Origin of the sequence: Streptomyces sp. NPDC048417 (assembly GCF_040651615.1) — a bacterium.
Classification (GTDB): domain Bacteria; phylum Actinomycetota; class Actinomycetes; order Streptomycetales; family Streptomycetaceae; genus Streptomyces.
In genome coordinates, this window is the sequence record NZ_JBEZKI010000003.1 from 145676 (window position 1) to 158736 (window position 13061).

General features: G+C 71.8%; 11 protein-coding genes. 5 read left to right on the forward strand and 6 right to left on the reverse strand.

Annotated elements, in window-relative coordinates:
* Positions 1-45: 45 nt before the first annotated feature.
* Both purU and AB0D59_RS05615 read right to left on the reverse strand, forming a co-directional pair.
* Positions 46-930: a formyltetrahydrofolate deformylase gene (gene purU, locus AB0D59_RS05610; protein ID WP_362561154.1), complete on the reverse strand. Its 885-nt coding sequence runs from the start codon at positions 928-930 to the stop codon at positions 46-48.
* 56 nt (positions 931-986) lie between these two features.
* Entirely contained in the window at positions 987-1487 is a 501-nt protein-coding gene (locus AB0D59_RS05615) for a hypothetical protein (RefSeq protein WP_362561156.1), read from the reverse strand.
* A 117-nt stretch (positions 1488-1604) separates the two neighbouring features.
* Here AB0D59_RS05615 and AB0D59_RS05620 point away from each other — a divergent pair, with 117 nt between their 5' ends.
* The gene (locus tag AB0D59_RS05620) at positions 1605-2909 is read left to right on the forward strand and encodes an ABC transporter substrate-binding protein (protein ID WP_362561159.1); all 1305 of its coding nucleotides are present in this window, start codon (positions 1605-1607) and stop codon (positions 2907-2909) included.
* A 40-nt stretch (positions 2910-2949) separates the two neighbouring features.
* Here the strand turns inward: AB0D59_RS05620 and AB0D59_RS05625 are convergent, their stop codons facing one another.
* Positions 2950-4626: a hypothetical protein gene (locus AB0D59_RS05625; protein WP_362561161.1), complete on the reverse strand. Its 1677-nt coding sequence runs from the start codon at positions 4624-4626 to the stop codon at positions 2950-2952.
* 201 nt (positions 4627-4827) lie between these two features.
* On the reverse strand, positions 4828-6213 hold the full coding sequence (locus AB0D59_RS05630; RefSeq protein ID WP_351711835.1) for a transcriptional regulator: 1386 nt from the start codon (positions 6211-6213) through the stop codon (positions 4828-4830).
* A gap of 274 nt (positions 6214-6487) precedes the next feature.
* Here AB0D59_RS05630 and AB0D59_RS05635 point away from each other — a divergent pair, with 274 nt between their 5' ends.
* From AB0D59_RS05635 to AB0D59_RS05645, 3 genes are all read left to right on the forward strand, one after another.
* Positions 6488-7150: a bifunctional DNA primase/polymerase gene (locus AB0D59_RS05635; RefSeq protein ID WP_362561164.1), complete on the forward strand. Its 663-nt coding sequence runs from the start codon at positions 6488-6490 to the stop codon at positions 7148-7150.
* A 324-nt stretch (positions 7151-7474) separates the two neighbouring features.
* Positions 7475-8248 carry an ABC transporter ATP-binding protein gene (locus AB0D59_RS05640; RefSeq protein ID WP_362561166.1) on the forward strand — a complete coding sequence of 258 codons (774 nt, stop codon included), beginning with the start codon at positions 7475-7477 and terminating at the stop codon, positions 8246-8248.
* Positions 8245-9837: a transporter gene (locus tag AB0D59_RS05645; RefSeq protein ID WP_362561169.1), complete on the forward strand. Its 1593-nt coding sequence runs from the start codon at positions 8245-8247 to the stop codon at positions 9835-9837. The genes AB0D59_RS05640 and AB0D59_RS05645 overlap by 4 nt, the downstream gene beginning before the upstream one ends.
* Positions 9838-9960: 123 nt before the next feature.
* Here the strand turns inward: AB0D59_RS05645 and AB0D59_RS05650 are convergent, their stop codons facing one another.
* Entirely contained in the window at positions 9961-10851 is an 891-nt protein-coding gene (locus AB0D59_RS05650) for an alpha/beta hydrolase (protein ID WP_362561171.1), read from the reverse strand.
* Positions 10852-11348: 497 nt separating this feature from the next.
* A complete protein-coding gene (locus AB0D59_RS05655; protein WP_351321325.1) occupies positions 11349-12041 on the reverse strand; it encodes a metal-dependent transcriptional regulator in 693 nt (230 codons plus the stop codon).
* Between the two features lie 253 nt (positions 12042-12294).
* Here AB0D59_RS05655 and AB0D59_RS05660 point away from each other — a divergent pair, with 253 nt between their 5' ends.
* Entirely contained in the window at positions 12295-13050 is a 756-nt protein-coding gene (locus tag AB0D59_RS05660) for an SIS domain-containing protein (RefSeq protein WP_362561174.1), read from the forward strand.
* Positions 13051-13061 lie beyond the last annotated feature (11 nt).

The following is a 13061-nucleotide window of genomic DNA, read 5'->3' on the forward strand; positions in this document are numbered from 1 at the left end:
TCGCGCCACGACCGCACCGCCCCGCCCCTCGGGCGAAAGCAACGGTCAGGCGAAGACGACCGTTCGTCGGCCGTTGAGCAGGATGCGGCGCTCCGCGTGCCACTTCACCGCCCGCGCCAGCGCCTGGCACTCCACGTCGCGTCCGATCGCGACCAGCTGGTCCGGGGTGACGCCGTGGCCCACCCGCTCGACCTCCTGCTCGATGATCGGCCCCTCGTCGAGGTCCGCCGTGACGTAGTGCGCCGTCGCCCCGATCAGCTTCACGCCCCGCGCATGCGCCTGGTGGTACGGCTTCGCGCCCTTGAAGCTCGGCAGGAACGAGTGGTGGATGTTGATGATCCGGCCGCTGAGCTGCTTGCACAGGTCGTCCGAGAGGACCTGCATGTACCGGGCCAGGACCACCAGCTCGACGTTCTCCTCACGGACGAGCTCGAGGAGCTGGGCCTCCGCGTCGGCCTTCGTCTCCTTCGTCACCGGAATGTGGCGGAAGGGGACGTGGTACGACTCCACCAGCTCCGCGAAGTCGGTGTGGTTGGAGACCACCGCGGCGATGTCCACCGGCAACGCGCCGATCCGCGCACGGAAGAGCAGGTCGTTCAGGCAGTGCCCGAACTTGCTGACCATGAGGACGACCCGCATCCGCTCGTCGGCCCGGTTGAGCTGCCAGTCCATGTGGAAGGAGTCACCGACCGCCGCGAAGCTGGCCCGCAGCTTGTCGACCGTCACCGGCTCCTCGGCCGAGAAGTGCACGCGCATGAAGAACAGACCCGTGTCGTGGTCCCCGAACTGCTGGCTGTCCTCGATGTTGCAGCCGGTCATGAACAGGTAGCTCGACACGGCGTGCACGATGCCCTGCTTGTCCGGGCAGGAGAGGGTGAGGACGTACTGGTCGGCCAGGGCGGCCTGGGCTCGGGTGGGCTGATCGGTCATGCACCACAGAGTCTCATGCCCGGCCGCCCCCGGCGGTCAGCGTCCGCTTCGCGGACTCACGCCGCCCGCGTCATGATCCGCAGCACCTCGAGGGTGCGCGGCGGGATGTCCGGGTCGTCGCCGTCGCTCACCGCCAGGCGTATGTGCGCGTCCCGCGCCGCCCGGACCGCGTCCGGCCACCCCTCGTGGTCGACGTACGCGGAGACCGGCGAGTCCGGCCCGACCTGGTGCATGATCCGCAGCACCCGCAGCACGGCGGTGTCGACGAGCGCCGCCTCCTGCGAGTCGCGGAATATCGTCCCGACGTATTTCTCCGCGGACCAGTTGTCCAGCCAGGTGTCCTCGACCAGCCGGTAGACCGCGTCGGTCACGTCGCCGTACCCGTCCTGGCCGGCCAGCCAGACGTTCCGCTGGAACTCCGGGTCGGAGAGCATGTGCAGCGCGGAGCGCACATTGCTGCGCCAGCGCCACCACGGCATGTCATTGAGTGGCATGCCGCCCATGGTGGAGGAGCGACGGCCGCGACGGGAAGAGTTCTCCGAACCTTGCACGGTCATCGATCGTACGTTCCTCGTCACACGCCCGTCACCGACCCCCGCAATTCACCTGCGCGTCACCGTTCGTTGACCATGGGTCACTCGTCGGTTAGTGATGTGGGGGAATCGTGCGTGTCCATGACCGGCAGGCGTCCCACCCTCACCACCATCCTCCCCACGACCCACCGGCGCGTCAGAGCCGCCGTGCTGTCCGCGGTGGCCATGACGGCCTGTGCGTCACTCGCCGCCGGCTGCGGGGTCGTCCCGGGATTCTCGGGCTCGGGGGACGACGAGATCAAGGTGATGACCTGGGCGCCGCAGAAGACCAGCGCCACCAACAAGCCCGGCATGCCCGCCATGGCGTCGGCGATCGTGCGCTGGCTCAACTCCCAGGGCGGCATCAGCGGCCACAAGCTCAAGCTGGTGACCTGCAACGACCACAACACCAGCGTGGGCGCCGCGAACTGCGCCCAGAAGGCGGCCGACCAGAACGTCGTCGCCGTCGTCGGCTCCTACAGCCAGTTCGGCGACTCCTACTTCGCCGCCCTGGAAGGCGCCGCCATCCCCTACATAGGCGGCTACGGGGCGTCGAACGAGGAGTTCACCAGCCCCGTCTCCTACCCGGTCAACGGCGGCCAGCTCACCCTGCTCTCCGGACTCGGGGAGGCGCTGGCCGACAAGTGCGGCCCGGTCACCCTGGTCCGCCCGGACACCATCGCCGGCGACCAGCTGCCCCAGCTGCTCGACTCGGGCCTGCAGGCCGGCACCCACGCCAGGTCGATCGACCAGCTCGCGGCCGAGGACCTCACCGAGTACGACAAGCAGTCGCAGAAGGCACTGGCGAGCGCCACCTCGGACTCGCTGAAGACGGGCTGTGTGGTGCCCGAGCTCGGTGACCGCACGGCCACCTTCATGGACAACTTCCAGCGCGCCCGCCAGGACTACCCGAAGGTGAAGACGGCCGCCGAGGTCGGCAGCGTCGACCAGACGGTGATCAACTCCACCGGCGGTGCGTCCGGCCCGTACGAGGGGTCGTACATCACCGGCTGGTATCCGGCGGCCTCGGACGCGCGCTGGGACGAGATGAAGAAGGTCATCAGCAAGGAGGCCTTCGGCGACAACCGGATCGACCCGGCCGACGCCGGGGTGCAGACGACCTGGATCGCCTACAAGGTCCTGGCCGCCGCCCTGGAGAAGATCGGCGGCGGCGCGGTGACCGCCGACAGTGTGCGCCGCACCCTCAACGACGGCCTGAAGGTCTCCACCGGCAACCTCACCCCGTCGCTGTCCTGGCCCTACCAGGGCAAGCTGTCCGCGGCCGGATTCTCCCGGCTGGTCAACACCGACGTGAACGTCCAGACCGTCAAGGGCGGCCTGCTCCAGTCGGCCAACAAGAACGCCCTCGACATGACCAAGGTCCTGGAGAGCGCGAACCTCAGCTGACCGGCCGACCGGCCGACCGGCTCTTACAGCCGGCCCGCTCTCACAGCTGGGTCGGCTGCCGCTGGGTCAGCCCGTACTTGCTCGCGATCGTGTTCCACAGCGCGGCCGCCTTCACCTTCTGGGAGCTGGCGGTGCCGCTCTCCCGGTTGCCGGCCGCGGTCTGGCCGGTGGTGCGGGCCTGGCCCTTGTGGCAGCCGTGTTTGCCCTTGGCCTGGTCGGCCCAGGCCGCGTAGTGGTTGTCGGCGTTCGCGGAGGCCTGCCAGGCCTGGGTGAGGGCGGTGGTCAGCTCGGCGTTGGCCGGCAGCTTGTCGACGGACAGCTTCGCCAGCCGGGTGACCAGCGCGGCACGCTGCGTGGCGGCATTGCGCAGGTCGGAGGCGGATCCGTCCAGGTCCTTGCACTGCTTCACGTTGGCGACGGCGCCGATCACCGTGGCCCGGCTGCTGCCGCTGTCGGCGAGCAGCTTGTCCAGGGCGGCTGCCTGTGCCTTCGCCGGGTCGGCCGCGGCGGACCCGGACCCGCCGGTGGCGGGCACGGACGCGGCGACCGTCGTGTTGGCGTCGTCCGTGTCCCCGCCGCCCCCGCTGAACAGGGCACCGGCCCCGATCCCGAGGACGGCGATCCCGATCCCCACGGCCGCGATCAGCGGCACCTTCGACCGGCCACGACCGCCCCGGCCACCGCCGTCACCGTCGTGATCGTGGTCGTACGACGACGGGGGCGGGGTGTACGCCGGGGGCTGCTGCTGGTAGCTCTGCGGCTGCTGCTGGTAGCGCGGCAGCTGGGCCGTGGACGCGGCCGGGGGCTCGCCGCCCGGCGCACTGCGGAACAGGTTGTCGAACTCGGCGGGCGGCTGCCGGTCCCCGCCCTGCTCGGCACCGGCCTGGTACGGCGGGATGTACTGCGTGGCCTCGGCGTCGGAGTGCGCGGCCGGGGCGGACTGCCGGCCGAGGAAGGTGGTCTGCTCGTGGGATGTCTCCGGCGGCAGCGCACCCGGGCCGATCGGCGGTATCAACTGGGTGGCCCCTTCGGGAGCCGCCGCCACCGGCGGTATGTACTGCGTGGCCCCCTCGTCCACCGGCGCGGCGGGCACCGGCGGGATGTACTGGGTCGCGCCCTCGTCGGCGGACGGCAGGGCACCGGGGTACCCGCCGTGGCTTCCGTGCGGGACGGCGGGCGGCAGCGCGGCACCCGCAGCGCCGTAGGGGTCCTGGCCGCCGGCCGGGGGCAGCGGGGCGCCGTACGACTGCTGGGGCTGGGCGCCGTAGCCGTACTGCTCGTAGCCGCCGCCGTACGACGGGGCGGGCGCCCCCTCCGGCGGGAGCGGGCCGGCACCGGACGCAGGGGACTGGTACTGGTCGCCGTGCGACTGCGCGGCGTGGGACTGCGCGGCCTGCGACTGGGCGGCCTGCGACTGGGCGGCCTGCGACTGGGCGTTCCAGGCGGGCGGCAGCTCCGGCTCCGGGGTGTTCCACTCCTGGCCGGCCGCCTGCGGCCAGCCCTGCTCGGGCTGCGGCGGGCCCTGCTGGTGACCGGGTCCCCACGGCTGCCCCCAGGCCTGGCCCTCGGAGGGCGCGGTGGTCGGTGCCGGGGCCGGCGCGGGCGGCTGCGATATGGGGGCGGGAACGCCCGTCATGCCCGGCAGCAGCGGCTCGCCACCGTCGGAGGGCAGCACGATGCCTTCGCGCGCGGGCTCGCCCTGTCCACTCTGCGTCACCGGGACTCCTACTAATGGGGGACCTTGTGAATCGTCGGCTCACGCTACCGGGTCCCCTCAGCAAGGTGCCACGCAGCCAAGGGCGCGATCTTCTTCCCTGCGACAGCAGTAACAAAACCGCCCCGCGGTGCGCTGTATATGCCGCTTCTCGCCCGGCAAGGTGTGGTTTCCCACACGTTCACGCATCCGCGGGGCATGAATTCACGCGGCCGCCTGCAGATCCAGCCGGGCGCCGAACTCCCTGACGACCGGTTCGTCCCGGAACGGCTCAAGGCGCTGCTGGAAGTCCTCCAGGTACTCGGCGCCCCGGTTGGAACGGACCGTCTCAAGCAGTTCCACCGCCTTCAGCCCGGTGGCACAGGCCTGTTCGATCTCGCGCTGCTGCACCTGCGCCGTGGCGAGGAGCACATAGCCGATCGCGCGGCGCCGTGCCCGCGTCGGCGGGTGCCCGGCCAGCGACTGCTCCGCGGTCCTCGCGGCCGCCTCGGCCTGGCCCAGGTCACGGTGGCAGTGCGCCAACTCGTCGGCCAGATAGGCCTCGTCGAAGTGCGCGATCCACGCCGGGTCGTCCCCGGACGACGGATCGGCCGCCTCCATCGCCGACACCGCGCGCCCCGAAGCCAGCTGCGCCGACCGCGCGTCGCCCAGCAGCGCGTGCCCGCGGGCCTCGGCCGCGTAGAACATGGCCTCCGCGCGCGGAGTCACGCGCCCGCGCGCCCCCTCCTGCGCCGCCCGCGCCAACTGGGCGATCTCGCGCGGGTTTCCGAGCTGTGCGGCGAGGTGGCTCATGGAGGCGGCGAGCACGTAGCCGCCGTAGCCGCGGTCGCCGGCGGCCTGCGCGAGCCGCAGCGACTGGATGTAGTACCGCTGGGCGAGCCCGGGTTGGCCGGTGTCGACGGCCATGTACCCGGCGAGTTCGGTGAGCCGGGCGACGGCGGCGAACAGGTCCCGTCCGACGGACTCCCGGTAGGACCCGGCGAGCAGCCCGGAGACCACGCTGTTGAGGTAGTGCACGACGACCGGGCGCACGTGCCCGCTGCCGTACTGGTGGTCCAGGTCGGTGAGCGCCTGTGTCATGGCCTTCACGGCCGCGACGTCCGACGGCCCGACCCGCGGCCCGGCCTGTCGTGCCACCTGCGCGTCCGGCGCCGAGATCAGCCAGTCCCGGCTGGGCTCGACCAGCGCGGACGCGGCGACCGAGGAGCCGGACAGGAAGTCCCGGCGGCCCACGTCACTGCGCCACAGCTCGCAGACCTGCTCGATGGCCCCCAGGACCGTCGGCGAGAACTGGAGGCCGACGCCCGACGCGAGGTTCTTGCCGTTGGCCATGCCGATCTCGTCGATCGTGACCGTACGGCCGAGCTTGCGGCCCAGCGCCTCGGCGATGATCGCGGGCGCGCGGCCCCGCGGCTGCTGTCCACGCAGCCAGCGGGCCACGGACGTCTTGTCGTACCGGAGATCGAGACCGTGCTCCGCGCCGCACATGTTGACCCGGCGGGCGAGCCCGGCGTTCGAGCACCCCGCCTCCTGGATGAGCGCCTGCAACCGTTCGTTCGGCTGCCGCGCGACAAGCGGCCTTGCGGCCATGGCGTACCCCCTGCGAACTCCCTGTAGGGAAAAGATCCGGCCTTGACGATCACTGCCCAGCGGACATACCGAAAATGCGGGACATGCGAGGATTGCCGGGTAAAGGCAGCGGAATTGTGGGTACGACCGCTGCCAACCCCCCATGTGTGACTACCCGCTCACGCCCCGGTTCCTCCTGCGCGCCCCCACACGTGCATCCATGCGCCCCGGTTGCGGAAGAGATGCTCCTCCCCCGCGCGCGCTACGCCCGTAACTCCAGGTGGGTGCGGGAGTTGTGTTGAGCGTGGAAGAGACGATCGTGGGCACCGAAGCCGCTCAGATTCCGAAGCAGCGTGGGGAATCGCTGCTGGAGACCGCCGTACGCTACGCCGAGGAGCGCCACTGGGACGTCTTCCCGGGCACCTGGCTGGAAGCGGTCGAGGGGGTGCAGCACTGTTCCTGCGGGGAGGTCGCGTGCGGCGCGCCCGGCGCGCACGCGGCGCGCCCGGACTGGGCGACGCAGGCGACCGGTAGTGCGACGGTGGCGCGCCGGATGTGGCAGAAGCAGCCGACGGCGTCGATCCTGCTGCCCACGGGGCGGACCTTCGACGCGTTGTCCGTCCCGGAGACGGCCGGGTTTCTGGCGCTGGCGCGGATGGAGCGGATGCAGCTGACGCTCGGGCCGGTGACGCTCACGCCCGATCGCCGGATGCAGTTCTTCGTGCTGCCGGGCGGGTCGGCGAAGGTGCCGGAGCTGGTACGGAAGCTGGGCTGGGCGCCGGCGTCGCTGGACCTCACGGCGCTGGGTGAGGGCGCGTACGTGCCGGCGCCGCCTACGCGGCTGGGCTCTCGGGGTGCGGTGCAGTGGGCCTGCCGGCCGACACCGGCGAACCGGTGGCTGCCGGACGCGGAGGAGCTGATCTCGGCGCTGGCCTATGCGTGTGGGCGGGACCGGTAGCGCGCCCATTGCGCTGCCGGGTGCTGTGGTCGTGGCGACTGCGGGCGCGATGTGGCTGGTCGCGCAGTTCCCCGCGCCCCTGACGGGGCGCTTCGTCCGCCGCTTGCTCCCGGCTGCGGGCGTCGTGTCAGCTCATCCAGCCGCGGGCAGTCGTGCCTCCCCCAGTGCCTCAAGGGCCCGGCAGGTGCCCCCAGGCGGCACGGGTGGGCGCTGGGGGTACTCCTTCCGGGGGAGGCACCCTGTCGGCGCCGGTAAGCGAAACCTTCCGCCCCGGTCCCCGCCCACCCGCGCCCTCGAAAACGCGACGTCCCCTAGGGTTCTGACATGACCGATGCCGTTCGTGTTCGTGGGCTCTGGAAGCGGTTTGGGCAGCAGGTGGCCGTCGGCGGGATCGATCTGTCGCTGCCGGCCGGGAAGTTCGTCGGGCTGGTCGGGCCCAACGGGGCCGGGAAGACCACCACCCTCTCCATGGTGACCGGGCTGCTCCGGCCGGACCAGGGGAGCGTCGAGGTGGTCGGGCACGACGTCTGGCAGGACCCGGTGGCGGTGAAGGCCCGTATCGGCGTGCTGCCCGAAGGGCTCCGGCTCTTCGAGCGGCTCTCCGGACGCGAACTGCTCGGCTACAGCGGCCGCCTGCGCGGACTGCCCGGCGCCGAGGTCGACAAGCGGGCCACGCAACTCCTCGACGTCCTCGATCTCGCCGGCTCCCAGCACAAGCTCGTCGTCGACTACTCGACCGGCATGCGCAAGAAGATCGGGCTCGCGGCGGCTCTCCTCCACAACCCCGAAGTCCTCTTCCTGGACGAGCCGTTCGAGGGCGTCGACCCGGTGTCCGCGCAGACCATCCGGGGCGTCCTGGAGCGCTACACGGCCTCCGGCGCGACCGTCGTCTTCTCCTCCCACGTCATGGAACTCGTCGAGTCGCTGTGCGACTGGGTGGCGGTGCTGGCCGCCGGGCGGATCCGGGCGACGGGGACGTTGGAGGACGTGCGCGGGGCGCACGGCACCCTCCAGGCCGCGTTCCTCGAACTGGTCGGGGCGAGCGGGCGGAACGCCGGGTCGGAGCTGGACTGGCTGGGCGGTGGGGCGGCCCGATGACGGACGTGACCTCCACCGTCGTACGGCTGAAGCTGTCGCTGTTGCGCAACGGGCTGCGGCAGTCCGGTGGCCGACGGGCCGCGTTCGTCGTGTCGGCCGTGCTCGCGCTGCTGTTCGGGGCGTTGCAGCTGCTGGGGCTGATCGTGCTGCGCGGGCATGCGCACGCGGATGCCGTGGCCGTGCCGGCGGCGGCCGTGCTGGCCCTCGGGTGGGCGTTCATGCCACTGTTCTTCCCGAGCGGCGACGAGACCCTGGACCCGACCCGCCTGGTGATGCTCCCGCTGCGGCCACGACCGCTGGTACGGGCCCTGCTGGCCGCCTCCCTGGTCGGCATCGGCCCGCTGTTCTCGCTGTTGCTGCTGGTGGGCTGTGCGGTGTCCGTGGCGCACGGGGCGGCCGGCTACGGCGTCGCGGTCGTCGCCGTCGCCCTCGCGCTGCTGGTCTGTGTGGCCCTCGCCCGGGCCGTGGCCGCCGCGAACGTACGGCTGCTCAGCAGCCGCAAGGGCCGTGACCTCGCGGTACTGAGCGGCCTGGTCATCGCGATCGGGGCGCAACTGGTGAACTTCGGTGCCCGGAGCCTCGGTGCGGCCGGGCTCGGGGAACTCGCGCCGGTGGCCGACGTGGTGCGCTGGCTGCCGCCGGCGTCGGCGATCGGGGCGGTGCACTCGGCGAGCGAGGGGTCGTACGGCGCCGCCGCCGCACAACTGGGCCTGTCCGTCGCCGCGCTGGCGTTGCTGATCGGCGCGTGGGCGCGGACCCTGGCCCGGCTGATGACCTCGCCGGACGGCTCTACCGTCCAGGCACCCGACCCGGCGGGCCGCAGCCGTGCCTCCGGCGGCGCGGGCCTGGGGCGCCTGCTGCCGGCCGGCCGCACCGGTACGGTCATGGCACGCAGCCTGCGCTATGTCTGGCGCGACCCCAAGACCAAGGCCGCGTGGGTGACGTCCCTGGCCATCGGCCTGATCGTGCCCGTCTTCAACGCCCTCCAGGGCACCGGGTCGATCTACTTCGCGTGCTTCGCCGCCGGGATGCTCGGCATCCAGATGTACAACCAGTTCGGGCAGGACACCTCGGCCTTCTGGATGGTCGCGACGACCATCTCGTCCCCGCGGGACGCCTATGTCGAGCTGCGCGGGCGGGCGCTGGCCCTGCTGGTGATCACCCTGCCGTACGCGACGCTGGTGACCGTCCTGACCACGGCCATGCTGGGCGACTGGCCCCGGCTGCCCGAGGTGCTCGGCCTGTCCTTCGCCCTGCTCGGCGCGATGCTGGCGACCGGCGCCTGGACCTCGGCCCGCTTCCCGTACTCCATTCCCCAGGAGGGCCACAAGAACGTCGCCCCCGGCCAGGCCGGTCTCGCCTGGATCGCGATCTTCGGCGGCATGGTCTCGGCGGCCCTGCTGTGCGCCCCTGTCATCGCCCTGACGATCGCGTTGAACGTGAGCGCGGGCGGGGAGGACTGGACCTGGCTGCTGCTCCCTGTGGGGGCGGCCTACGGGGCGGCGATCACCTGGTCCGGGCTACGCCTGGCGGCACCGCGCACGGCGGCGAACCTGCCGGAGATCCTGATGGCGGTCAGCAGGGGCTAGCTGGAGCGCTCCCTTAGGGGCGCGGGGCTGTGTTGAATCTGCGGCTCCGCCGCGTCGGCGCGAGCGACCGCAACGCACCCGCAGCCGCCGAACCTCCTGCGCCCCCTCCCCTGTGGCCAGCCTTCACTCCCCCACCCGCTCCACAAACGGCTCCACAGCCGCCCGCCAGGCCTCCGGCCGGTCATACGGCAGCAGATGCCCCGCCTCGGCCACCTCGGCGTACTCCCCCTCGGAGAGGACCCGGACCATCTCCTGCGCCTCCGCCCGCCCCAGCTCCCCGTCCACCCCGCGCACGACCAGCGCGGGGCACGGCACCTGGGCCAGTTCCTCCCAGTGCGCGTCGTACACCCAGGTCTCCCGGGACTTCAGCATCTGGTCGGGGTCGAAGACGGGCCGCCACCCGTCGGCGCACTCGTGCATCACCTCGGCGTAGAACTCCCCGCGCGCCGGGTTCGGCCGCTCCACCCACGGGTCGTCCTCGCCGAACCACTTGCGTACGTCGGCGAGCGTGGCGAAGGGGACGGGCCAGGACTTGAACCAGTCGGCCCACTCGCGCTGCGAGGCCGCGCCCAGCGCGGAGGCCCGCATGTCGCAGATGATCAGGCCCCGGACCAGTTCGGGGCGTTTCGCGGCCAGCTGCCAGGCGGTCAGCGCGCCCATGGCGTGGCCGATGAGCACGGCCGGGGCGAGGTCCAGCTGCTCGATGGCGGCCGCGGCGTCCTCGACGTACGCCTCACGGGTGTACGCGGCCTGCGGGGGCTTGTCGCTCTGGCCGTGGCCGCGCTGGTCGAGCGCGACGGCGCGGTGCCGGTCGGAGAGCCAGCGGGCGGTGGAGGCCCAGTGCGAGGCACGGCCCATCAGGCCGTGCAGTAACAGCACGCCGGGGAACGAGCGGTCCGGGTCGGCACGATCGCCGTGCGGCCGCGCCGGGTCCCCCTTCTTCGGCGGGTCCGCGAACTCCCAGGCGGCAAGGTGCACGCCGCCGGCTCCTGTCACGTCGATGCGTCGTGCCATGAGCCTGGCACCCCCCTAGCTCCGCGTGCCTAGTGTCGCCTCGTAGCGCTTCGTGATGCTCCGGTACCGCTGCAGACTATCGAATATCTATTCGAAAATCGGGTCCCTGCGGGCAACACCCCTCGTTCGAGTGACCCCTCCCCAGGCATGATCGGCGCCACCAGGGGGATTTGTTCTGCGGGGGGCGGACCGCTCGGGGAAGACGGTCCGAGGGGATGACCCTGAGAGCTCGGGGCTCCGGGTCAGCACTGGGGAGGACAGGCCCCGGCACCGAAGGGTGCCGGGGCCAACCCCATGTCCATGTCCATGCCTTCGGCACATCCTCCCCGCCCCCTCAGGTCATATGCCTCTCGCGACAGCCTCGCACGCGAAACGTTCCAGCGCTGCGATTCGGCGCACTGAATCTTCGATTCGACAGGTTCGACCGACTCGGGGGAAACGACGACGAGAGGCGTCAACTCCCCTACGGGCGAAGGGAGTTGAACGGCCCTCTGGTCTCAGCGCTTGGCGACGAACACGTGGGAGGCGACGTCCGCCTCCAGCTCGGCCGCCTCGCCGCCGCTGCCCACCAGCACCCCGCCGGCGGCCTCCGTCACGCTCACCACCGAACCCGGCTGCACACCCGCCCGCCGCAGCGTGTACATCAGCTGCGCATCGGTCTGGATGGGCTCACCGATCCGGCGTACGACCACGGTCTTGCCGTCCGCGCCCGGGTCCAGGTCGGCCAGCGACACCATGCCCTCGTCGAGGAACGGATCCGCGCCGTCCTTCTCGCCCAGCTCCTCCAGGCCCGGGATGGGGTTGCCGTACGGCGACTCGGTCGGGTGGCGCAGCAGCTCCAGCACCCGCCGCTCCACGGCCTCGCTCATCACGTGCTCCCAGCGACACGCCTCGGCGTGCACCTGCTCCCACTCCAGGCCGATCACATCGACCAGCAGGCACTCGGCGAGCCGGTGCTTGCGCATCACGCGCGTCGCCAGCCGGCGGCCCTCGTCGGTCAGCTCCAGATGGCGGTCGCTGGCGACGGACACCAGACCGTCCCGCTCCATCCGCGCCACCGTCTGGCTCACCGTCGGCCCGCTCTGGTCGAGCCGCTCCGCGATGCGGGCGCGCATGGGGACCACGCCTTCCTCTTCAAGCTCGAGGATGGTGCGGAGATACATCTCCGTGGTGTCGATCAGTCCGGACATACGTGCCCCTCGATTACCTCTGCCGGAAGCCCGGCCGCGTGCGTGCGCTGGCCCTGCCACCAATTCTGCCGGATCCCACTGACAAGCGGGGGACGCCGGGAGAACAGAGGTCGGACATCCCGGCCCCCGCCGCCGCCCCCGGCCGTATTGACACCGAGATGGTCCAGACCGGAGGGTGATCGGCGACACAGACTTCCGTGCCACGGATCTCCGCGACACGGATCACGGCGTCGACCGCGCAAAGGGGCACCGCATGAGCGACGGCACACCCGCCGACCTGTTCTTCGACGCCGCGATCGGCCTTCTGCAACGCGTCCGCGACGAGGAGGCCGAGGCCATCACCGCCGCCGGCACCCTGCTCGCCGACACCGTCGCCTCCGGCGGCCGGCTCTTCGCCTTCGGCGCCGGGCACTCCTCCCTCGCGGCCCAGGACGTCGTCTACCGCGCGGGCGGCCTCGCCCTCATGAACCTCCTCGCCGCGCCCGGTCTGGTCGGCGTCGACGTCATGCCCGCCACCCTCGGCTCCCGGCTGGAACGCGTCGACGGTCTCGCCACCGCCGTCCTCGACACCTCGCCCCTGCGCGCCGGCGACGCCCTCGTGATCATCTCCCTCTCCGGCCGCAACGCCCTGCCCGTCGAAATGGCCGTCAGCGCCCGTACGCGCGGCGCCAAGGTCATCGGCGTGACCTCCGTCGCCTACGCCACCCAGACCGCGTCCCGGCACTCCTCCGGCACGTATCTCAAGGACCACTGCGACGTCGTACTCGACTCCAAGATCGCCATCGGGGACGCCGAGCTCACCCTCGACACCATCCCGGCGCCCTTCGCCCCCGCGTCCACGGTCGTCACCAGCGCCCTGCTCCAGGCCGTCCTGGCCACCACCGCGGCCACTCTCGCCGACCGCGGCATCGAGCCCCCGCTGCTGCGCTCCGGCAACGTCGACGGCGGCCACGAGTGGAACGCCCGCGTGTTCGAGGAGTACCGCGACCGGATCTTCTACCAGCACTGAGACGCCGGCCG

What these genes read in the sequence shown, in the direction of transcription:
- purU (WP_362561154.1), bottom strand. Translation starts at nt 930, where the DNA reads ATGACCGATCAGCCCACCCGAGCCCAGGCCGCCCTGGCCGACCAGTAC.
- AB0D59_RS05615 (WP_362561156.1), bottom strand. Translation starts at nt 1,487, where the DNA reads ATGACCGTGCAAGGTTCGGAGAACTCTTCCCGTCGCGGCCGTCGCTCC.
- AB0D59_RS05620 (WP_362561159.1), top strand. Translation starts at nt 1,605, where the DNA reads ATGACCGGCAGGCGTCCCACCCTCACCACCATCCTCCCCACGACCCAC.
- AB0D59_RS05630 (WP_351711835.1), bottom strand. Translation starts at nt 6,213, where the DNA reads ATGGCCGCAAGGCCGCTTGTCGCGCGGCAGCCGAACGAACGGTTGCAG.
- AB0D59_RS05640 (WP_362561166.1), top strand. Translation starts at nt 7,475, where the DNA reads ATGACCGATGCCGTTCGTGTTCGTGGGCTCTGGAAGCGGTTTGGGCAG.
- AB0D59_RS05645 (WP_362561169.1), top strand. Translation starts at nt 8,245, where the DNA reads ATGACGGACGTGACCTCCACCGTCGTACGGCTGAAGCTGTCGCTGTTG.
- AB0D59_RS05650 (WP_362561171.1), bottom strand. Translation starts at nt 10,851, where the DNA reads ATGGCACGACGCATCGACGTGACAGGAGCCGGCGGCGTGCACCTTGCC.
- AB0D59_RS05655 (WP_351321325.1), bottom strand. Translation starts at nt 12,041, where the DNA reads ATGTCCGGACTGATCGACACCACGGAGATGTATCTCCGCACCATCCTC.
- AB0D59_RS05660 (WP_362561174.1), top strand. Translation starts at nt 12,295, where the DNA reads ATGAGCGACGGCACACCCGCCGACCTGTTCTTCGACGCCGCGATCGGC.